This window comes from Actimicrobium sp. CCI2.3 (assembly GCF_035019065.1).
Taxonomy (GTDB): Bacteria; Pseudomonadota; Gammaproteobacteria; order Burkholderiales; family Burkholderiaceae_D; genus Actimicrobium.
Genome location: NZ_JASJWR010000049.1, coordinates 1 through 22,543 on the forward strand (window position 1 = coordinate 1; position 22,543 = coordinate 22,543).

The 22,543-nt window shown below is 59.2% G+C and carries 13 protein-coding genes and 1 pseudogene; 10 read left to right on the top strand and 4 right to left on the bottom strand.

Going from position 1 to position 22,543, the window contains the following annotated elements:
• Positions 1–73 precede the first annotated feature (73 nt).
• Both QN370_RS19395 and QN370_RS19400 read right to left on the bottom strand, forming a co-directional pair.
• Entirely contained in the window at positions 74–2,182 is a 2,109-nt protein-coding gene (locus QN370_RS19395; RefSeq protein WP_322128430.1) for a DUF4832 domain-containing protein, read from the bottom strand.
• A gap of 569 nt (positions 2,183–2,751) precedes the next feature.
• Positions 2,752–2,907, bottom strand: a complete 156-nt coding sequence (locus QN370_RS19400) for a hypothetical protein (RefSeq protein WP_322129215.1) — start codon at positions 2,905–2,907, stop codon at positions 2,752–2,754.
• Here QN370_RS19400 and QN370_RS19405 point away from each other — a divergent pair.
• Positions 2,848–2,982, top strand: a pseudogene (locus QN370_RS19405) (IS66 family transposase zinc-finger binding domain-containing protein); the annotation flags it as partial. The gene QN370_RS19400 and the pseudogene QN370_RS19405 overlap by 60 nt on opposite strands.
• Before the next feature lie 185 nt (positions 2,983–3,167).
• Here QN370_RS19405 and QN370_RS19410 read toward each other — a convergent pair.
• Positions 3,168–5,480: a PKD domain-containing protein gene (locus QN370_RS19410; RefSeq protein ID WP_322128429.1), complete on the bottom strand. Its 2,313-nt coding sequence runs from the start codon at positions 5,478–5,480 to the stop codon at positions 3,168–3,170.
• 618 nt (positions 5,481–6,098) lie between these two features.
• Here QN370_RS19410 and QN370_RS19415 point away from each other — a divergent pair.
• The 9 genes from QN370_RS19415 to QN370_RS19455 all read left to right on the top strand — a co-directional run bounded on the left by QN370_RS19415 (position 6,099) and on the right by QN370_RS19455 (position 19,484).
• The gene (locus QN370_RS19415) at positions 6,099–6,911 is read left to right on the top strand and encodes a class III extradiol ring-cleavage dioxygenase (protein WP_322128428.1); all 813 of its coding nucleotides are present in this window, start codon (positions 6,099–6,101) and stop codon (positions 6,909–6,911) included.
• Positions 6,912–7,208: 297 nt separating this feature from the next.
• Positions 7,209–8,261, top strand: coding sequence for an arginine N-succinyltransferase (gene astA, locus QN370_RS19420; RefSeq protein ID WP_322128427.1), 1,053 nt, complete (start codon positions 7,209–7,211; stop codon positions 8,259–8,261).
• 2 nt (positions 8,262–8,263) lie between these two features.
• The gene (astD, locus tag QN370_RS19425; protein WP_322128426.1) at positions 8,264–9,727 is read left to right on the top strand and encodes a succinylglutamate-semialdehyde dehydrogenase; all 1,464 of its coding nucleotides are present in this window, start codon (positions 8,264–8,266) and stop codon (positions 9,725–9,727) included.
• A 12-nt stretch (positions 9,728–9,739) separates the two neighbouring features.
• Positions 9,740–11,077, top strand: a complete 1,338-nt coding sequence (astB, locus tag QN370_RS19430; protein ID WP_322129183.1) for an N-succinylarginine dihydrolase — start codon at positions 9,740–9,742, stop codon at positions 11,075–11,077.
• Between the two features lie 114 nt (positions 11,078–11,191).
• Positions 11,192–11,959 (top strand): ABC transporter substrate-binding protein, encoded by a 768-nt coding sequence (locus QN370_RS19435; RefSeq protein ID WP_322128425.1) that lies wholly within the window; start codon positions 11,192–11,194, stop codon positions 11,957–11,959.
• A gap of 51 nt (positions 11,960–12,010) precedes the next feature.
• Complete coding sequence (locus QN370_RS19440; protein WP_322128424.1) at positions 12,011–12,796, top strand: amino acid ABC transporter permease; 786 nt, start codon at positions 12,011–12,013, stop codon at positions 12,794–12,796.
• Positions 12,793–13,542 (top strand): amino acid ABC transporter ATP-binding protein, encoded by a 750-nt coding sequence (locus QN370_RS19445; RefSeq protein ID WP_322128423.1) that lies wholly within the window; start codon positions 12,793–12,795, stop codon positions 13,540–13,542. Before QN370_RS19440 ends, QN370_RS19445 begins: the two co-directional genes overlap by 4 nt.
• Positions 13,543–13,743: 201 nt before the next feature.
• The gene (locus tag QN370_RS19450) at positions 13,744–18,483 is read left to right on the top strand and encodes an NAD-glutamate dehydrogenase domain-containing protein (protein WP_322128422.1); all 4,740 of its coding nucleotides are present in this window, start codon (positions 13,744–13,746) and stop codon (positions 18,481–18,483) included.
• Positions 18,480–19,484, top strand: coding sequence for a succinylglutamate desuccinylase (locus tag QN370_RS19455; RefSeq protein WP_322128421.1), 1,005 nt, complete (start codon positions 18,480–18,482; stop codon positions 19,482–19,484). Before QN370_RS19450 ends, QN370_RS19455 begins: the two co-directional genes overlap by 4 nt.
• A gap of 474 nt (positions 19,485–19,958) precedes the next feature.
• Here QN370_RS19455 and QN370_RS19460 read toward each other — a convergent pair whose 3' ends face one another.
• Positions 19,959–22,085: a M3 family metallopeptidase gene (locus QN370_RS19460; protein ID WP_322128420.1), complete on the bottom strand. Its 2,127-nt coding sequence runs from the start codon at positions 22,083–22,085 to the stop codon at positions 19,959–19,961.
• Positions 22,086–22,543: the final 458 nt, after the last annotated feature.

The following is a 22,543-nucleotide window of genomic DNA, read 5'->3' on the forward strand; positions in this document are numbered from 1 at the left end:
TGGCCAAGAAAGCGGTGAAATATGGACCGTCCAGGTATTTTTGCAGCCGATTCTCCCTAAGTCCGACAGGCTCCTAGTGCAGAGAGATAGACCCCAGGACTGACCATCCCCCTTGCAACGCATTGTCTGCGCGCCAACTGCCATCCACGATTGGCAAATCATTTGCAAAGAGAATGTAGGTATTTCTGGCATCCAGTTTCCAGGGACTCGCCTTCGCGAGATCGGCATCCGTTTGGATCACCCTTACGGCTAGCCGGTAGTTTCCCGGAGTGACGCTGCCGGGAAGTAAATTGGCGGATAACGAGAATGACGTTCCCGGCAGCACGGTCGCTAGCCGGAAGTCGGCTGGCGCTTGCACCACTGGCTCATCCTTGCCATTGAGCAATGCAAATTGAACCTGCCAGGCGTGGTAGGTCGGTGCCACACCAATGTTTGAGGCCATTAACTGTATCGACATGGTGTCAGTGGTGGATACGGTGTCGGCAAAATTGGCCGATGCGATCTGGAAGTTGTAGCCCATCATCTTGTTGAGCCGCATGGAACTTTCGTAGTATGGGTCTCCCATGGGTTCTTTATAGCCACCCGCCATGGTCGAGTAATGTCCTGTGGCGATCATGCTCGGGCCCTTCGGCGTGGTGTGCATGGCGATCATATCTGCGGCCCGCTCTGTGGCGCTGCGCGGTGGCGTTTCGCCACCGATTGGGCCGTTCTTCCACTGACCGCCGTCACGCAAGGCTTTGTCAAATTCATCGCTATGCTCCGTGTTTGGCACGAAAGCATCATTGTGAAAACCGATGCCGCCGGTTGATTTGAGTGGTTCGCGCCAAGGATAACGGCCCTGAAGGTTTGATTTTGGAAAGTATTTCTTGAAGGCGTTGATGATGGCGTTTTGCGTTTCAAGGGCAATGGTATAACCAGTTCCATCAGGATAGTGGAACCAAACGCTATGCCATTCGCCCCAGAAGCCAAGAAATCCGAGTTGAAAGGCATGAACCCGTGGATCACCGTCATATCGACTCCCCAAAGCCTCAATGGCCTTCACTGCCTCCTTAACGAAGATGGGGTCGTTGTAATCAGTGATGGAGGTCTTGTCGGCACCGATGATTTTCTTGACTCCTTCGCTGTAAAGCCAAGTAGGGCCAGCAGGGGTCGGATCATTGGCATCCCAGTCACAGAACACCCGCAACGTAAAATGTTTTCCGCGCGTGCCCTCCTTGTTAAGGACCTCTTCCACTACATTAAAATTGAATTCACCAGCATTTGGCTCGAAGTCTTTCCACTTAAGGTATTGACCTCCAACGGTCGCGTCGTTATCCGCGTAATCATTGCCGGAATTCCAGCCCTTGTGAGGATTTTTGGGCGGGCCGTCGTTCTTGGTATAGGTGTGCGCCACGACGGTTGGTGTTGATCTGGCTACGGGGGGTGGTGTTGGTCCAGGGATGATTGTCAGTGTGAACGTCGCCACGGCACCTGCTTTACCTTTGCTTGAAAATGGCATGGCGTTGATCACATAATCGCCAGCAGTCGGGGTCCACTTGTAATAAACGCCCGCGGTATCGCCCTTGTACGAGTAGGGTGCAAAGTTCTCCGTACGGATATTTCCTGTTGCGTCGGTGAAGATCACTTTCGTGGTGTCCATCGTATTAGCACGCACGTTGATATTCGGGTTGCCGAGAAGAGAGACTGTGCCAGCAGAGGTGAAGGTGCCAATGTCGGCCCCCGTGTCAGCATTGACGACGGTGAAGCTGGTCACTGTTGCTGCTGGTGTTGGTGTCGGTGTTGCTCCGTTAGTGATTGTCAGCGTGATCGTTGCCGCAGCACCTGCATTGCCGTTTCCTGAAAACGGCAAGGCGGTGATGACATAGTTGCCTGCAGTCGGCGTCCACTTGTAATAAACGCCCGAGGTATCCCCCTTGTACGAGTAGGGTGCGAAGTTCTCTGTGCGGGTACTTCCTGTTGCATCGGTGAAGACCACTTTCGTGGTGTCCTTCGTATTAGCACGTACGTTGATATTCGGGTTGCCAAGTACGGAGACCGTGCCAGCAGAGGTGAACGTGCCAATGTCGGCCCCCGTGTCGGCATTGACGACCGTAAAACTGGTCACCGTTTGTGCCTCGACGCATAGGGGCGCGCACAGCAAGGCACCCAATAAAACCGTTCTGTAAGCGGTTGAGATGTTCATGTCTATCCTTCAGAAGTGAAGCGCGAGAAATTGCTGAGTAACTGCACGCGATGGCGACCGCATACCAAAAATTGTTGGTTATGCTGGTTGTCGAGGCGAAGGTTGGGCGAGGTGGGTGGGAGGATGAAACGAAGGCTGCTGATTGTCGAATTCCAAATGTTCGAGTGCCCATCTGCAGTCGGGGCTATTCTCGGACAGCAAAAAGGTTTAAGTATTGAGAATTATCAATGAATGAATTCGCAAGCAGTATTAATTATGCGAAATGAGTAATGCCAAACGCTTTTTTTGTGCTAGGGAAATTAATCCGTAACCAGATTTTTAGGTTTTTCCGAAGGCAACGGTTGAATAAATTCAGTCGCCTCTGCAGATTTTCAATACGCTGTCCCGCGTGACGCAAGACGGCGGCAGATGTCCCGGATCATGAACACCATTGCTCAACTCACGGTGGAATTCAGGCGCGGAATCGTCGTGCGATGACCGCTGCCTGAGGACTGCGTCTCGTGCGTGGCCCGCGAACATGATGTCAACGTCAACCAGATTTTCACCTCGCGCAAACTGTTCAGAAAAGGTCAACTTCGTAAGGTCGACAGCGACAGCGTCAAACTTTTGCCGATGGTATTTGCCGGAGGCGCTTGTGCAGGATCGCTTGCTGCTGGCACCACCCCGGCGACGGTACGGCCGAACAGCTTGCAGGCGTGCCGGCCAGCTTCCGTGTGATCGGCCACGTCCGCCCGAAGATGGCATGCATCTGCTGCTACTGCATCGTGCAGGCATCGGCACCGAGTTGTCCGATTGCACGGCATCACGCCTGAGAGACCGAACACGGCAGACCCTTGATTGCTCAGCCTGTTCGTGCCAGCGGATTGGGAGCCAAGACAATGATGTCGCTACCGAGCGTGGCGACAACGCCAACTTGGCTACCTGAGGAATGGTGTGTGAAGTGATTTCCCCCCACGAACGGTATTCCTGGGGGGCTTATTGACAACTATTTGATAGTGATGTTCTTCACAGTCGAAGTGTCAACGGCTTTGTTGCCTTCGGTGGTAATGTTTTTCGAAGCATAATCTTTATTCGAGAAGTCACTTAAGCTGGTTATTTTTTTCCCTGCGATAACGACGTTATCGAACGTAACGTTGTTAATGGGCTGTGTCGAATACCCTTGAAGGATTTCCGGGTAGCCGAAAGCGCTCTTGGCGGCTACCGTGATATTCCGAAAAGTTACCCCGGTCAACCCACAAGGACCCGGCGACGTACTGGTCATGTCACACAAACCGTCCCCTGTTTCGAGAAGGAATGTCTGGTAAGTTGGAAATTGATCCTCAATTCTGATGTCTTTAAAAGTAACGTTACCGCCAATTCTCACACTGCTCCCTGGTCGCACAGAGAAGACTCGTCCACCATCCCAATGATGCCAAACGGCACGTTCATAGACCACATCGGAATCCTCAATGACGTACTCCGGCTTGTCAAATTGCTGTAGAGCGTTCATCACAAACGCCGTGCCATTGGCATCGTTCCACAAGACCAGTCTTGCCATTCCTAAACCATATGTATAAAGCGCATCGTCCTGGGTTCTCAAAAAGGTATCTTCGACTCTCATATTGCAACAAGGATTGATGCCATCGCCATTTCCTCGCCACGTAAAAATCTTTACCCATTTGGTGAGTGTCGGCTTGGTTGTATCAAAGCCCCACATTTGGACGGAATGATGCGCAGAATCTGCGATGGTGATCCCTTCTAGCGAGGTGTTGATTGCGCCCCCAAAATAGACGGGGTTGCTGGGAGCACCAACACCTGCGGGAGCCGCGCTCTTGTCGAAACTTGGGTGGGGCAGCCGGGCACCTGACAGCGTCCCATAACCAAATACTCTAACGTTCTCGGTAGGCCAGCCGTTTACTTCGCTGTTTAACGTGCCATAGACAATGGCATCGCCCGGAATATAATATTTTTTGTTAGACCAGACGGGAAAGGCTCTGCCAATATCGTGAACGCCCGGCTTAAAATAAAGCGTGGTGTAACTGTTCCTGTCGGTAGGCGGCTTCGTTCCGGGCTCGACGGCATAGACACCCGCATCGCCCAACTTGGGAAGGTTGGTGATCGGGGGATTTGCAAAGACCGTCACCGTGTGGATTGGAGGACCTTTATATCCAAATCCTGTGTTTTGCGTGTCCATCTTGCCATCAATATCAACAGTGATTTGGGCAGGTTTATTCATTACTACGTAAGCCTTGCCATTCCTGACAGTAGCGGCCTGCGCTCTCACCGTGGGATGGACCACAGCGCTGGTAATTGCACTGCCGTCCGTTCGGCTGATTTCAACTTCCACAGGGTCGGTCATCACAAAGTTTGTGTAGGTATTACTCCACCCTGCCAATGCCCCGAAATACGTGGTGTCGTTGAGATCGTTATTTGCAGGGTCTTTTACCTTCGTGATGAAAGCAAAACTCTTGACAAAGGAAGTTCCTGGCACGTTTGCTCGTACTTGAAATCGATACTGTTCGGACTCCGCAAGACCGGGAACATCGGCGTACGTACCGGGGGCAACAATGACCTTTTCGTCGGCAGAGGCAACATTTCCCCGATTATCCGTCGCCGTAAGACGAAACACGTAGTCGCCTCCGTGCAAGTCGCTGACAGTAAGTATGTTGCCACTGGACGCGCTTTGGGACGCGGTGGTCGGCCCGGAGACCTGAGTCCAGGCGGTGCTGACTACGACGCCGTTGAATGCGCTGACACTTCCCTTCAGGGTTGCCGTGTTGTCAGGTTCGCTTACGGTCATGCTTTTGTCTAAGCTTATGGTAAGTGCCGGTGTTATTGTCAGCGTTGGTGCTGGTGCTGGTGTTGGTGCTGGTGCTGGTGTTGGTGCTGGTGCTGGTGTTGGTGTTGGTGCTGGTGTTGGTCCGTTGATGAGTTTTAGTGTGATGGTCGCAGCGGTACCTGCCTTGCCGTTGCCTGAAAACGGCAAGGCGGTGATGACATAGTTGCCTGCAGACGGGGTCCACTTGTAATACACCCCCGAGGTATCTCCCTTGTACGAGTAGGGTGCGAAGTTCTCGGTTCGGGTACTTCCTGTTGCATCGGTGAAGATCACTTTTTTTGTGCCCGTCGTGTTAGCACGTACGTTGATATTCGGGTTGCCGAGAAGCGAGACTGTGCCAGCAGAGGTGAACGTGCCAATGTCGGCCCCTGTGTCAGCATTGACGACCGTGAAACTGGTCACTGTCTGTGCCTTAACCCATAAGGGCACGCACAGCAAGGCACCGAATAAAACCGTTCTGTAAGCGGTTGAGATTTTCATGTCTATCCTTCAGAGGTGAAGCGCAAGAAATTGCTGAGTAACTGCAAGCGATGGCGACCGCACACCAAAAAATTTTGGTGATATTGGTTGTCGAGGCGAAGGTTGGGCGAGGTGGGTGGGAGGGTGAAACGAAGGCTGCTGATTGTCGAATTCCGAATGTTCGAGTGCCCATCTGCAGTCGGGGCTATTCTCGGACAGCAAAAAGCTTTATGTATTGAGAATTGTCAATGATTGGCCTTGCAAACTGTATGAATTATGCGAAATTCATAATGCAAAATACGGTTTTCTGTGTTAAGTGAGATCAATACGGGGGTTGGTTTTTTAGGTTTCTCCGCGGGGCGCTGTCGGATAAATTCAGCCGCCGCAGCCACTTTCCATGCGCTATCCGGCGTGACGACCCACTAGAGCAGGTGTGCCACCAGGTCATGGAATCTTGTTTTTGCACAGGGCGGCATCGTCGTTCTCAATGCCAGTGTGATGTCTTGACAGCGAGCCACCCGGCCGAGCGGAATGCCGTTTCTGTCGAACGCAAACCATCCCCTTGCCAGGCTGCAACCAGGACAATTTGCTAGCAGTGATACTGTGCGTCGTCGACATTCACTTTGAGGAACGCCTGCCATGCCCATCCATTCCACCCGCATGCCAGCACTATTTATTCCGCATGGTGCCGGCCCGTGCTTTTTCATGGAGTGGAATCCCGCAGAGGCATGGACTCGTATGGCCGATTTTCTGAAGGGATTATCGGCTACGTTGCCGCAGCGTCCGAGCGCCATCGTGCTGATATCAGCCCATTGGCAGGCACCGGCCTTCAGTGTCACCGGCGTGACCGAGCCGACGCTGATTTACGATTACTCCGGTTTTCCGCCGCATACCTACACGCTGGACTATCCGGCACCTGGCCAGCCAGCACTGGCGCAACGCATTACTGATTTGCTGACGCAGGCGCAGTTGCTGGCACAGGTCGATCCGGAGCGAGGATTCGACCACGGTGTCTTCGTGCCGCTCAAGCTGGTATTTCCTGATGCCGACATTCCGGTCGTGCAATTGTCGCTGCGCAGTGACCTGTCTGCGCCAGCCCACCTGCAAGCCGGGCTGGCACTGGCCACCTTGCGCGATGAAGGCGTGCTCGTCGTCGGCAGCGGCATGAGTTTTCATAACATGCGCGGATATGGTGATCCCCGTTTCGGACCAATTTCGGACGAATTCGATCGCTGGCTGACCAGCGCCGTCGAAGCCGCCCCCGAGGCCCGCTGGCAAGCGCTGAGTAACTGGGCACAAGCGCCATCGGCGCGCCTGTCGCATCCGCCGGGTGCGGAAGAACACCTGCTGCCATTGATGGTCGTAGCCGGTGCTGCGCACGATGATGCCGGCCAGCGGATATTTTCGGATCGCGTGCTGGAGACGACGCTGTCGGCGTTCCGGTTTGGTTGAGGTGGGGCGTTGCGTCTGTGTCGGTGCAATGCCCTTCGGTTATTGCACCCTACGGTTGCTGGGGCATTTTTTAAAGCCAGTTTCATTTTGAAGTGAACTTAGCTTCGCATTGTCTATACTGGGACGAACTAGTTGACGGAGTTGCGCATGATAGACCTGCCCTGTAAGTTGCATGAGACCCCTTTGATGCAGGATGTACTGACCGCAGCATGGCGACCTCACCGATGCTGCTGGTGCGGCCAAAGCCCGGCGCAGCTTGCAGGTTGCGCCCGGTGACACGGTCCATGGCGTGAAATTATGACGACCAACTCCCCCAATGAAAGCTACTGCGTGGTGCGCGCCGTCCGCGCGCAAGACCTCGATGGCTTGATGACGATGGCCGGTCAGGTCGGCGGCGGTATGACGACGTTCAAGCCGGACCTGGCGATGATGAGCAGGCGCGTCGAGATTGCCTGCGCCTCGTTTGCCGAAACTATCGCGCCCGAACAGCGCGATTACCTCTTTGTGATGGAAGACATCCGCGACCATCGGCTGGTTGGTGTCTGTGCGATCAAGGGCGCGGTCGGACTCGACGAACCGTTCTACAACTACCGCATCGGCACGCTGGTGCATTCCAGTGTCGAGCTCAATATTTTTTCGCGGATGGACACGCTGTATCTGTCCAACGACCTCACCGGCAGCGCCGAACTGTGCTCGCTGTTCCTGCATCCGGACTACCGCAGCGGCAGCAATGGCAAGCTGCTGTCGAAGAGTCGCTTCCTGTTCATCGCCCAGTTTCCGCAGTTGTTTCCGGCACGGCTGATTGCCGAACTGCGTGGCTTCCAGCGTGCCGATGGCACCTCGCCGTTCTGGGATCATCTCGGCCAGCATTTTTTCAAGATGGACTTCGACCGTGCCGACGACCTCAGCAGCCTCGGCAAAAAATCCTTCATCGCCGAACTGATGCCGCGTCATCCGCTGTATGTCGCCTATCTGCCGAAGGTGGCGCAGGATGTCATCGGCATGGTGCATGTCGACACCGCACCGGCGCGCCGCTTGCTGGAACAGGAAGGTCTGCATTACGAAGGCTATGTCGACATCTTCGATGCCGGTCCGGTGCTGCAGGCGCGCATCAGCGAATTGCGCGCGATCCGTGAAAGCACGCTGGCCATCGTCGATGCCACCGAACCGTCCGCGACCGACCATGCCATCCTCGTTGCCAACACGACGATGCAGGATTTCCGCGTCATCGCCGCGCACGCGCTGAACCAGCAGGAACACATCGCGCTGTCGGCGCTGGACCGTCAGTTACTGGCATGCGAACCGGGCGATCCGGTGCGCACGATGTCCCTCAATTCGAGCAGAAAGTAACCATGCACAGTCACTACATCAATGGCGAATGGATCAGCGGCAGCGGTGCCGAACTGGTCGTTATCAATCCCGCCAGCGGCGCGGCGGTCTGGCAAGGTACGCACGCCGGTGTCAATGAAGTCGAGCGCGCCTGTCATGCCGCCCGCGCCGCGTTTGCCAGCTGGTCAATGACGCCGCTGGCCCAGCGCAGTGCGATTGCCTTGCGCTTTCGCGACCTGTTGCGCGAGCACGCCGAAGCGCTCGCGCAGACCATCGCGCAGGAAGTCGGCAAACCACTGTGGGAAGCCCGCACCGAAGTCGCCTCGATGGCCGCCAAGGTCGATATTTCGCTGCAGTCGCATGCGGCCCGCACCGGCGAAGCGACCGCCACGGTAGCCGACGGCATCGCTGTCTTGCGGCACCGCCCGCATGGTGTGTTCGGCGTCTTCGGACCGTACAATTTCCCCGGTCACTTACCCAACGGGCACATTGTTCCGGCCCTGATTGCCGGCAATACGCTGGTCTTCAAGCCGAGCGAATATGCACCGCAAACTGCACTCATGACAACGCGCCTGTGGGCCAAAGCCGGCTTGCCGCCCGGTGTACTGAACCTGCTCAATGGCGCACGCGACACCGGTGCTGCGCTGGCGCAGGACCCGACGCTCGATGGCATTCTGTTCACTGGCAGCTACGCAACCGGCGTGCAGTTGCACCGCCAGTTCGCCGGTCAGCCGGGCAAAATGCTGGCGCTCGAAATGGGTGGCAACAACGCGCTGGTCGTATGGGATGTCGCTGATCTCGATGCGGCGGTCCATCATGCGATTTTTTCGGCCTTCGTCAGCGCTGGTCAGCGCTGTACCTGTGCGCGCCGGTTGATCGTCGAGCAGGGCGCACGCGGTGATGCGTTCATCGCCCGATTGGTCGAGGTCGCCGCCGCGATCCGGGTCGGCGCACCCGATGCCGACCCGGCCCCATTCATGGGGCCGGTCGTGTCGGCAGCGATTGCAACACGACTGCTGGCAGCGCAGGCCGAACTGGTCGGACTGGGCGGCAAGACCTTGCTGGCCATGCGCCAGCTGGTGCCCGATACCGGTCTGCTGTCGGCCGGGATCGTCGACATGACGGGGGTCGATGGCGTGCCCGATGACGAGTATTTCGGACCGCTGCTGCAAGTGCTGCGGGTGGCCGATTTCGAGGCCGCGATCGTCGCCTCGAACGCCACCGGCTTTGGCCTCGCCGCCGGGTTGCTGTCGGATGATCCGGTCTTGTGGGCACGCTTTCTCGAGACCGCCCGCGCCGGTATCGTCAACTGGAACCGGCCCACCACCGGCGCGGCCAGCAGTGCGCCGTTCGGTGGCATCGGCAAGTCCGGCAACCACCGCGCCAGTGCGTATTACGCCGCCGATTACTGTGCTTATCCGGTCGCCTCGATCGAGAGCGCGGGTCTGGCGATGCCGGCGAAATTGTCGCCCGGCCTGATTTTTTAAAGGATGACCATGCTGCCTGCGCGCGAGTTCAACTTCGATGGCCTGGTCGGGCCATCGCACAATTATGCTGGCCTGTCATTCGGCAATGTCGCCTCGTTCAACAACGTCAAGAGCGTCTCGAATCCGAAGCAGGCGGCATTGCAGGGACTGGCCAAGATGCGGGCACTGGCCGCACGCGGTTTTGCGCAAGCGGTACTGCCGCCGCATGGACGACCGAACTTCGCGCTGTTGCGCCGCATCGGTTTTGGCGGCAGCGATGCCGACGTCATTGCCGCCGCCTTCCGTGATGCGCCAGCCATTCTCGCGTCGGCCTATTCGGCTGCGCCGATGTGGAGCGCCAATGCCGCCACCGTCAGTCCGTCGGCCGATAGTGCCGATGGCCATGTCCATTTCACGGTGGCCAATCTCAACAGCAAGTTGCATCGGTCCTATGAACAGGAACAGACAGCGCGCACGTTGCGCGCGATCTTTGCTGATCCGGGCTATTTCACGGTCCACGATGCGTTGCCGGCGACGCCTGCGTTTGGCGATGAAGGTGCGGCCAACCACACGCGGCTGGCCTCGGAACATGGCGCACCCGGGGTCGAAATGTTTGTCTATGGACGTGTTGAATTTCAGCCTGATGCACCGGCACCAAAACGCTTCCCGGCCCGTCAGACGCTGGAAGCCAGCCAGGCCGTGGCACGCTTGCACGGTCTGTCGCCGCAACGCACCGTGTTCATCGCGCAGGACCCGGCCGTGGTTGACCTGGGCGTCTTTCACAATGACGTGATCGCGGTTGGCAATGGCAATGTGCTGCTCTATCACGCCCAGGCGTTTTTTGACGAACCGGCCACGCTGGCCGCCTTGCAGTTTGCGATGGGTAGCATCGGTCAGCCGTTTATGCCGATCCGCGTTGCGCGCACCGAGGTCGCCATCGACGATGCCATCAGCAGTTACTTGTTCAATAGCCAGTTGTTGACGCGCCCGGATGGCCGGATGGCGCTGGTGGTGCCGCTGGAATGTCGCGACAACGTGGCCGTGGCGCGCTACCTCGATGGTCTTGTGAAGAGCGGCGGACCGATTGCCGAACTGCTCAGCTTTGACCTGCACCAGAGCATGCGCAATGGCGGCGGTCCGGCCTGCCTGCGTTTGCGGGTAGCGCTGACTGCGGCCGAAGCCGGGGCGATGCATCAGGGTGTCATCATGACCGAGGCGCTGTATGCGCAACTGGTAGTCTGGGTCGAGCGGCATTATCGTGATGCACTGGCTCCGGCCGACCTGGCCGATCCGCAACTGGCGCTCGAAGTCAACAGCGCGCTGGAGGCGCTGGCAAAAATTCTTCACCTGCCTGGCCTGTATGCGTTCTGAAACAGGGATAATGCCGGACCCGATTCGGTATCACCCCTCGGACTCATCCCTGACGCTAGCCTCATCACAGGCACCACAGCAACAAGCCATCACCCCAATGGAGAACCTCGTCCCATGAAACGTTTCCTGTTTGCTTTTTCCGTCCTTACCGGCCTGCTGCTCGGCGCTGCCGTGCAAGCCCGCAGCCTTGATGAAATCAAGGCCTCTGGCACGATCATCGTCGCCACTGAAGGCGCGTATCCGCCGTTTAATTTTTTTCAAGGATCGAAGCTGACCGGCTTTGAAGTCGAACTGGCTGAAGCGATGGTCAAGAAAATGGGCCTGAAGATCGAATGGAAAGCCCTCGCCTTTGATGCGCTGCTGGCCGGTTTGCGGCAAGATCGCTGGGACATGGTCATGGCTTCGTTTGGCGTCACCGACGCGCGCTCGAAAGCAGTCATGTTCACTAATCCGTATTACTGCAGCGGTGGCCTGATCGTTTCCAAAGACGCCACCATCAAGGATGCTGCCTCGCTGGTCGGCAAAACGGTGGCGGTACAGACCGGTTCGACCTACATGGAAAACGTCAGGAAACTGGTGGGCGTCAAGGAGGTCAAGAACTTCCCGCAAGATACCGATGCCCGCTCGGCACTGGTCGCCGGACGCGTCGATGCCTGGGTCAGTGACCGCTTCGTCGTCAAGACCGCCACCGAAACCAATCCGGGTCTGGGTCTGAAAGTCGGTGATTATCTGTTTGTCGAACGGATCGCCGCCGCCATCAAGAAGGGCAATGCGCCCCTTGCCGCCGCCGTCGACAAGGCACTCGCCGAAGTGCTGGCGGATGGCACCTACAAGGCCATCTCCGAGAAGTTCATTAAAGAAGACATCCGCTGCAAGTCATAACGCTAGTCCGGCTGGCTCCTCGCATGACCCAGCCCCTCCCTGGAGAACACCTTGAAAGCAGCATTTACCCTTCTGCCGCGAGGCTGGTCACGCCAGCGTCGCAGCGCAGTCACGATAGTCCTGGCGATTACCGCCTTGCTGCTCTTTCTCTGGCTGATGGCCATTCCGATGGCCTGGCTGCCGGAACCGATCGGTCCGGCGGCGCAGCAATTTGCCGAAGGCGCACGCATCACCGTGGCGCTGACGCTGGTGGCCGGCGTGATCGGCATCGTACTCGGCATGCTGGCCGCGCTTGGCAGGCTGTCGTCGTTTGGTCCGCTGCGCTGGCTGGCCGGGTTTTACATCTGGGCCATTCGCGGCACGCCATTGCTGGTGCAAGTGCTGTTCGTGTTTCTGGCACTGCCGGCGCTGGTGCCGGGCCTGCAACTGTCGGATTTTTATTCGGCTGTCGTGGCGCTGGCTTTCAATGCCGGGGCCTACAATGCCGAGGCGATACGCTCCGGTATTCTGGCTGTCCACAAGGGGCAGGCCGAAGCGGCGCGCTCGCTCGGGCTGAGTCCGTTCCAGACGTTTCGCGACGTGGTTTTTCCGCAGAGCATGCGTATCGCGTTGCCGCCGCTGGTCAATAACTTCGTTTCGCTGCTCAAGGATTCCAGTCTGGCTTACGTGATCGGCGTGGTCGAGCTGTCGAACATCGGCAACCGCATCCAGTCGGTGACGTTCCAGCCGATTCCGGTGTTCGTCACGGTAGCCGCGATCTATTTGATCCTGACCAGCGTGATGACGCAGATTTCCGGTGCGATCGAGCGCCAGCTGGATGTGGAGCGTCACGGATGAGCGCCACCAAAACTCCGCTGATCCGCACCGTCAATGTCAACAAGCACTTCGGTCAGTTCCATGTGATCCGCGACGTCTCGGCGGATTTTTTTCAGGGTGAAGTGACGGTCATCATCGGTGCTTCCGGCTCCGGCAAGTCGACCTTTCTGCGCATGTTGAACCGGCTCGAAACGCATGACAGCGGCACCATCGTCATCGACGGCATCGAACTCAATGACAACCTCAAGAACATCGATGCGGTACGGCGCGAAGTCGGCATGGTGTTTCAGAGCTTCAATTTGTTTCCGCACCTGAGCGTGCTCGACAACGTCACGCTGGCACCGCGCCGGCTGCGCAACATGACGCGCGCGCAAGCCAATGTGGTTGCCCTTGAATTATTGGGCAAGGTCGGGCTGGCAGATCATGCGCACAAGTACCCGCACCAGCTGTCGGGCGGGCAGCAGCAGCGCGTGGCGATTGCCCGCTCGCTGGCGATGCAGCCCAAGGTCATGCTGTTCGATGAACCGACCAGCGCGCTTGACCCAGAAATGATCAAGGAAGTCCTCGACGTAATGAAAGACCTGGCGCGTTCGGGCATGACAATGATTGTCGTCACGCACGAAATGGGTTTCGCCCGCGAAGTAGCGGACCGCGTGATCTTTTTTGAAAAAGGCGAAATCCTGCATGAAGCGCCGCCGGAAGAATTTTTCGGTGACAGCGGCAACGACCGCATTCGCGCCTTTCTTGGCAAGATCGGCGACGCCTGAGTCACGGTGGCCAGTTATTTTTTGGACCGTGACTCGCTGTTGTAAGCGTGGGAGCCGGCAAACAAGCTACGGCGAACGCGGTATATTCAAAACAAGAAACGGGACCGGAGGCCCTAGACTCGAGGTCAATGCGTCAACCGCTTTGTCCGTTTCGGCCCGTATTCGCCAATGTCTGCTCCACAAGTCACGATTGAGGAATCCATGAACGCTTCGTCACACGATCTACGCACACAAACTTTGCAACTGGTTCTGGCCCACGCTGGTGAGGCGCAGGCCAACCCGGTGGCCCGACTCATTGAAGTCTGGCTCGACTCGCTGCATGAAGAAGACCTGGCCGGTCTGACCCCGCAGAGCCTGGCATCGGCGCTGTGGGAAGCATTTTCCGGTACCGCACAATGCAACGCCGGTGCCAGCCAGATTATCGCTGCCGATTACGCCGAAGAACACGGCGGCACGGCCACCGCACTGCTGATCCTCAATCCCGACATGCCTTATCTGGTCGATTCGATCGTGATGGCCTTGCGCAAGCAGGGCGTGCGTTCGCGCGCCGTACTCAATTCGGTGCTGTCGGTGCAGCGCGACGAACACGGTTGCATCACCGGATCGCAATCGGCGCGCACCGGGGCAGATCCGTTCGAGTCCTACGTGCTGTGCCTGTTGTCGGATGCGCTCGACAGCACCTCGCTGGCCGCACTGAGCGCGCGCATCAGCATGGTGACCCGCGATGCCGCCAGCGTGCAGCGTGATGCTGCGATGATGGAAACCCGCATGACGGGTGTGGCGGCACTCGCTGCTGCCAACGGTACTGACGAGGGCCGTGAGGTTGCCGCCTTCATCGAATGGGCCCGCGATGGCGGTTACGAAACTTTCGGCTATGCGTATTACCGTGCGCTGCCGGGCGAACACGAACTGGTGCGCGACCTCAACAGTCGCAGCGGTGTGCTGCGCGATCCGGCCCATCCGGTCTATGACACCTGCCTGGCCGGAATTCCCGGCGAGTTCGATTTGCTGGCCAGGCGCAACGACACGCTGTCCATCGTCAAGGCCGATGTCCAGTCGACATTGCACCGTGACTTGCACCTCGACTTCATCGGGGTGCGCGACATCGACACCACTGGCCACCTGCAAGGCGAGCATTGCTTCATCGGCTTGTTCACCCGCGCTGCGGCGGCCACTGCGCTGGGTCGCTTGCCGTTTGCGCGCGGTCGCATCAAGCAGGTGCTGACGCTGGCCGGGGTCCGGCAAAATGGTTTTCGTGCCGAGAAGTTTCTTGAAATTCTGGAGTCGCTGCCGCGTACCGAGGCGATGGAAGCCGATCCGGACTGGCTGGCGCGGCTGTGCAGCAACGTCGTGTCGCTCTACAAGCAACCGCGCACGCGCGCCTTTGCCCGCCGCGATGTCTACGACCGGCACCTCAACGTCATCCTGTACCTGCCGAGCGAGCGCTTCAGCGCTGCGCTGGTCCGGACCATCACGCAAGAACTCAAGGAACGCTCGGGCGCGACCGATGTCCGCGCCGAAACCCAGGTCAGCGACGGCCCGCTGGCACGCATCTACCTGATCGCTACTGGCGCACGCCGCTTCGATGATCTCGATGCAGCGATCTGTCTGCCGCTGGTCTCTGCCGTCGACGGCTGGCATACGACGTTCGATACGCTGGTCGACAGCACCGTCGATGCGCAAGTGCGTAACTACCTGCACAAACTGCGCGCAGCGCTGTCGGTCAACTATGTGGCGGCGACTTCGCCGCAAGTGGCTTACCGCGACATCCTCAATTTGCAGCGGGCCGCGCACGCCGCACCGGTGACGGTGCGCATTGATGGCGACAGTGCGGACGGCAACCGGGTCAGCATCCGGCTGTTTTCGATGAACAGCGTGCCGTCCCTGTCGATGATTTTGCCGGCGTTGCACAATGCCGGCGTCGAGATCGAACGCGAGCAAACCTACAAGGTCTCGGTGACGGACGATGCCGATTATTTCATCACCAGCCTGAGCGTCGATCCGGCCAGCGCGGCCAAGTTGAGCCAGACCCGCGTGGCCGGGGCGGCGCAGGAACTGTTTGAAGCCCTGTTCAATGATCAGGCCGAAGACGGCCGCATGAATGGCCTGGCCATCGAAGCCGGTTTGCGCCTGCGCGAAGTGCAGGTCATCCGCGCCTATGCGAGTTACTGGCGCCAGGCCGGTTGCCGCTTCAGCTTGCGCTACATCGCCGATTGCCTGCGCAAGCAGCCCGGTCATGTGCGCACCCTGGTCGAAAGTTTCCAGCAACGTTTTGATCCGGCGGCCAGCGATCTGCAGCGTGCTGCGGGCACCGCTGCCCTGTCGGCGCTGCGTGCCAATCTGCTCGACGTCAATCACGCCGATACCGAAGACATCCTGCGCAGCGTGGCCGACCTGATGCTGGGCACCTTGCGGACTTCGTATTTCCAGAGCGGTCAGCGTGGCGACACGCTGCTGTTGAAGTTCGATGCCAGCGCGCTGGCCTTGCTGCCCGAGCCGCGTCCGTACCGCGAAATTTTTGTGTTCGCCCGGCGCTTCGAGGGGGTCCACTTGCGCGGTGGTCCGGTGGCGCGCGGCGGCTTGCGCTGGTCCGACCGGATGGAGGATTACCGCACCGAAGTGATGGGTCTGGTCAAGGCCCAGATGGTCAAGAATGCGGTCATCGTGCCGGCAGGAGCCAAGGGCGGTTTCGTCTGCAAGATGATGCCCAAGGAGGCGGCACGCGAGACCATCGCCGCCGAAGGCGAAGCCGTCTATCGCTTGTTCATCGCCGGTCTGCTCGACCTGACGGACAACCGCAAGCAGGGCACCATCGTGCCGCCGGCTGACACGGTCTGCTACGACAGCGCCGATCCGTATCTGGTGGTGGCCGCCGACAAGGGCACCGCGACTTTTTCCGATATCGCCAACGGGATTGCGGTGCAACGCGGCTTCTGGCTCGGCGATGCGTTCGCGTCGGGCGGCTCGAACGGCTATGACCACAAGAAACTCGGCATCACTGCCAAGGGTGCGTGGGAAGCCGTCAAGCGTCACTTCTACGAAATGGCGCACGACATCAACACCACGCCGATCACGATGGTCGGTGTCGGCGACATGTCGGGCGACGTGTTCGGCAACGGCGTGCTGCTGTCGCGCCAGCTCAAGCTGGTAGCTGCCTTTGATCATCGCCACATTTTCATCGACCCGACCCCGGACGTGACGACCTCGTTTGCCGAACGCCAGCGACTGTTCGCGCTGCCGCGCTCGTCATGGGATGACTACGACAAATCCCTGATTTCGCAAGGCGGCGGCGTGTGGCCGCGCAGTGCGCGCAGCATCGCGCTGTCGCCCGAAGCACGCACCGCGCTCGGCATCGACGCAACCAGCCTGGCACCGGAATCCTTGCTGCACCAGATCCTGCTGGCACCGGTCGACCTGTTCTACAACGGCGGCATCGGCACCTACATCAAGGCCTCGACCGAGACCCACGAGCAAGTCAAGGACCGCGCCAACGACGCCATCCGGGTCGACGGCAAGGCGCTGCGCTGCAAGGTCGTGGCCGAAGGCGGCAACCTCGGTGCGACGCAAGCCGGTCGCATCGAATTTGCGATGGCCGGTGGCGCGATCTTCACCGATGCGATCGACAATTCGGCCGGTGTCGATTGCTCCGACCATGAAGTCAACGTCAAGATCTGGCTCGATACCGAAGTCAATGCCGGCACGCTCGACGCCACCCGACGCAACACGATGCTTACCGAAATCACCGACGACATCGAACGGCTGGTCTTGCGCGACAACACATTGCAAACCCATTTGCTCACGCGTGAAACCCAGGCCCAGCAAGACCGCACCGTGCAGGATGCCTACGCCGCGCTGATCACCGAACTCGATGCCGATGGCGTGCTGTCGCGCGAACTGGAACAGTTACCGAGCGTCGCAGAACTGGCACGCCGGCAGGCACTCGGTCAAGGCCTGAGCGCACCGGAACTGGCGGTGGTGATTGCCAACGTCAAGAATCATTTCAAGGCACTGCTGGCAAAATCGCCGCTGATCGAGGAAAGCTGGGCACGCACGGTACTGACACCGTACTTTCCGCCAGCACTGGTGGCCAGCCGCGATCCGCTCGCCCATCCGCTGGCCAATGCGATCCTGGCCACGGTGCTGGCGAACGAAGTGGTCAATCGGTGCGGGCCGTTGCAGGTCGGCATACTGGCACGCCAGTTCCGCGTCAGCAGTACCGAAGTGGTATGCGCCTGGGCGCGCGCCTGGTCCGCACTGAATCTGGCACCGCTGTTCGCGACCCTCGACACGCATGCGCTGACGGTGCCGGTCGCCGTCTCGAAAGACATTGATCGGCGTACCCGCGTGTTGCAGCAGGCAGTCATGGCCGGTGTGCTATCGGTGCCGGCGCAGCAGCGTCGCGCGGCGGGCAGCATGGATGAACTGACCCGCCTCTTTGCCGACGCTGCGGCGCTACGCACGCTGGTCGGCGAGGCCGATCTGGCACTGGCTGAGGAGGCCGATGGCTTGCCAGCCGACTTCGTGGCAGCAGTGCGCAGCCTCGATGCCATCGCCGGCATGGCCGACTTCCTGTTTGCGGCGTTGTCGGTGCCTCGTCCGGCGGACATGAGCCTGCCGGTCTTTTTGCAGGCCGGCATGCTGTTGCGCCGCCAGTCCGGCATCGACTTGCTCGAGCACGCCCTCACGCAGCCATCGGCCAATCCGGCCCAGGATGGTTTGCGCAGCCATGCGCTACAGGCCTTGCGGCGCGCCCAGCAACGCCTGCTCACGCATGTGTTGCCGCGACTGGCGGCGGATCCGGCGGGCGTGATTGCGGCTGCCATTGCGGCGCTGAACCTGACGCTGGCGCCTGCCGAAGCCGGTCTCGAGTCTGCCGTACTGCAAGCCTGGTCGCTGGCCGATGCGGTTGGCGATACCGTTGTCGTCGCGCAGGGCGCATGACGCTGTTACCCGCGGTTGCAGCGCTGGCCGCAGCCGATTTCAGAGGCATCGTGCCGCACTTTGTCGCCGCCGGTTTTACCGTCAGCGAACCGGCTGCCGGTGTCGTGCAGATCGTTGGCGATGCGTCCCGTGCCAGCGTGCTGTTGTCGGTTGGCGTGCATGGCGACGAAACCGCACCGATCGAATTGCTCGCGCAGTTGCTCGAGGTGCTGGCCCGGCAACCGCACCAGCTGGCGGTCAACCTGATGATCGTGGTCGGCAATATTGCCGCGATCCGGCAGGCGCAACGCTTCATCGACGTCGACCTGAATCGCCTGTTCTGTCGCGAGCGCGGGTTGCTGTCGGCGACGGCCGAAGCCGCACGTGCTGACGAGCTGATGCTGGCCAGCCGCGCCTTTTTTACACGGGCTGCCGGACCACGCCTGCACCTCGATCTGCACACGGCCATCCGGGGCTCGCTCTATCCGACTTTTGCAATGATCCCGCACGGTATCGCAGCGACCGACCGGCAGGCGCTGATCGCCTTGCTGGGACACGCCGGGATGGCGGCCGTCATCCTCAATCGCAGTACCGCCAGCACCTTCAGTGCCTATACCGCCGCCGAGCTCGGTGCGACCAGTGCCACGGTCGAGCTGGGGCAGGTCAGTACGCTGGGTAACAACGATCCCGGTCGCTTCGCCGCCGCCTCGGTGACGCTGGCGCGGACGCTGCGAGGGTACACCGCGCCGACGATACCGCAGGTGCCGCTGGTGTTCGAGGTCGTGCAGGAAATCATCAAGCACAGCGAGGCATTCCACATGACATTCGATGGCACGACACCCAACTTCACGGTATTGCCGCGTGACGCACTTATCGCGACGGATGGTTTGGTTGAGTACCGGGTCGGGCATGATGAAGAACGGGTGGTGTTTCCGAATCCGTCGGTGCGCATTGGGTTTCGGGCAGGGTTGATGGTGGTGCGGTGTGACGTGACACAGGCGGAGTCCCGTAGGGTGCAATAACCGAATGCGCGCCGTCATGACCTGGTACCTTAGGGTGCAATAACCGAAGGGCATTGCACCCTACGCACTGACTGCGGTAGCTGATTCTGTATGTGCTTCGCCACGACCTAGCCGGGGGCGGCCCGGCAGCCGGTCACTTCTTTTTGCTTCGCCAAAAAGAAGTAACCAAGAAAAAGGCGACCGCGAAGCGGCTGCCCTGCGGGTTCCCAAAAGCCGGAGCCAGTCAGGGGGAGTGCCGCAAACTCGCTTCGCTCAAACATGCGTCACTCTTATCCCCTGCCTGACTCCGACTTTTGGCAGCTGCTTCAATGCGGAACAGGTCAACTACCACTTCAACATCAACATCAACATCAACATCAACATCAACATCAACCCCCACGACTCCCGCTCAATCGTAGGGTGCAATAACCGAAGGGCATTGCACCAAATGTCCCGGTCACCGTCGCCCATCCCGACGACTCAAAAAATCCGTCGCTACGGCGCCGTCAACCCCCGTCGCACCAGCAGCGGTTCGATCTTTGCATCACGCCCGCGGAAATCGCGGAACAGCTGCATCGCATCGACGCTGCCGCCACGCGAGAGCAATGTCTGGCGGAACCAGTCACCATTCTTGCGGGTCAGGCCGCCGTGTTCCTTGAACCATTCAACTGTATCGGCGTCGAGCACTTCGCTCCAGATATAGGCGTAATACCCGGCAGAATAACCCCCTGCGAACACGTGTGAAAAGTAGGTGCTGCGGTAACGCGGCGGTACTGGTGCGTAATCAACACCGGCTTTTTTCAGGGCCTCGGCTTCAAAGGCGAGTACGTCGGTCGGCATGTTGCCGGCACCGAGCTGATGCCATTGCTGATCGATCAGCGCAGCTTTTAAATACTCGGTGGTACGAAATCCTTCGTTGAAAGTACGCGTAGCCAGCACCTTGTCGAGCAGCGCTTTCGGCATCGGTGCGCCGGTCTGGTAATGCTTGGCGTAATTGGCCAGTACTTCCGGCCAGACCGACCACATCTCGTTGACCTGCGACGGAAATTCGACGAAGTCGCGCGGTACGCTGGTGCCGCTGAAGGTCGGGTAGCGCACGTTGGACATCATGCCGTGCAGTGCGTGGCCGAATTCATGGAAAGCAGTGGTGACTTCATCGAAGGTCAGCAGGGTCGGTTCGCCGTCGGGTGGTTGCGGGATGTTCAGGTGGTTGGCGACCACCGGTCGGGTGCCGAACAGATCGGACTGTTCGACATAGCTGTTCATCCAGGCACCGCCGCGTTTGCTGCTGCGCGCGTACATGTCGGCCAGGAACAGCGCCAGCGGTTTGCCATCGGCATCGAAGACTTCAAAGACGCGCACGCTGGGGTCGTACACGGGTAAGTCCTTGCGCTCCTTGAAGGTCAGGCCGTAGAGCTTGTTGGCGGCGAAGAACACGCCGTTTTGCAGCACGCTCTCGAGTTCAAAGTACGGTCGCAATTGGGTTTCGTCGAAATCGAAACGGGCCTTGCGGACTTTTTCGGTGTAGAAGGTCCAGTCGGCGGCAGCCAGCTTGAAGCCGCCTTTTTCGGCATCGATGATTTTCTGGATTGCGTCGCCTTCGACACGTGCATTGGCGACGGCCGGTGGTGCCAGACGGGCCAGCAACTGGTTGACGGCGGCCGGGTTCTTGGCGGTCTCTTCCTGCAGCACATAGGCCGCATGGCTCGGATAGCCGAGCAGCGCAGCGCGGTCGGCGCGCAGGCTGGCCAGTTGCAGCACGATCGCACGGTTATCGAATTCGCCGCCGCGGCTGCCACGGATCGTCGAGGCGTCATACAGGCGCTGGCGCAAGGCGCGGTTGGTCAGCGACGAGGCCGGTGGCTGACCAGTCGTGTTGACCAGCGCCAGTACGTATTTGCCATCCAGTCCACGTACCTTGGCTGCGAGCGCGGCGGCGGCGATGGCGTTGTCGGACAGGCCATCGAGTTCGGCGCGGGTGTCGACGGTGATGGCCGAGGCATTGATTTCATTGAGTACGTTCTGGCTGAAGGTCGTCGCCAGCGAGGCCAGCTGGCTATTCATGTCGCGCAGCTTTTGCTGGCTGGCCAGTGGCAGTGGTGCACCGGCGCGCACGAAGTCGGTGTGGACGCGTTCGAGCAGGCGCAGCGATTGCGGGTCCAGCGCCAGCGTCGTGCGCTGTTCGTAGAGTTTGTCGATGCGGGCGTACAACTTGCCATCCAGCTGGATCGCATCGCGGTGGGCCGACAGCTTCGGTGCCAGATCGCGTTCGAGTGCCTGCATTACCGGATTGGTATTGGTGCCGCTGAGATTGAAGAACACTTCCGAGACCCGATTGAGCAAGCGGCCCGAACGTTCCATCGCGACGAGGGTGTTGTCGAAGGTTGGTTTGGCCGAATTGTCGGCGATAGCGCGCATCTCGGTCAGTTGCTGGCGCATGCCATCGGCAAACGCGGGCGCGTAATCGGCATCCTTGATGCGGTCGAACGGCGGCAGCTGATAGGGCAGGGTGCTGGCGGCGTAGAACGGATTATCGGGGGTGATCGTTGGCAGGGCAGGAGCGGCTTGGCTGGACATGGAGAGCAGGCTTGTGGCCATTATCAGGAACAGGTTTCTGGACATGGCGGGTTCATGGGAGAGGGTTGGGCAGTCGGGTGAGGTGCTGCGGGGATCATAGCATTGCGGTGGTTGTGGGTCTTGGCTGACCAGTTGGCGTTGATGATGAACTTGATGGCGATGGTGCGCTTGTCTTGCGTTGCTTTTGCTCCGTCACGAACCGGCTGGTTTGCTTTTTCCTGAGGTCGCAAACCCCCATCGGTAGCAACCAGGGTCAGAGTTTTTTTTCGCGGACTTTATCGCGAAAATTACTCTGACCCTGGTTGCGGATTCGGAGTGCTTGTCATCCAATTTCCGCGTTGCGGTTATTGCACCGAATGCACTGACGGCGGTTGCTGATTCTGTATGCACTCCGTCATGACCAAGCCGGGTGCGGCCCGGCAGTCGCGTAGATACTCTGTTCAAAAGCAAGCCTTTTTCAGGTTGAAGAGCGAATCATTTGAGCAGGGACCGCATAGAATCGC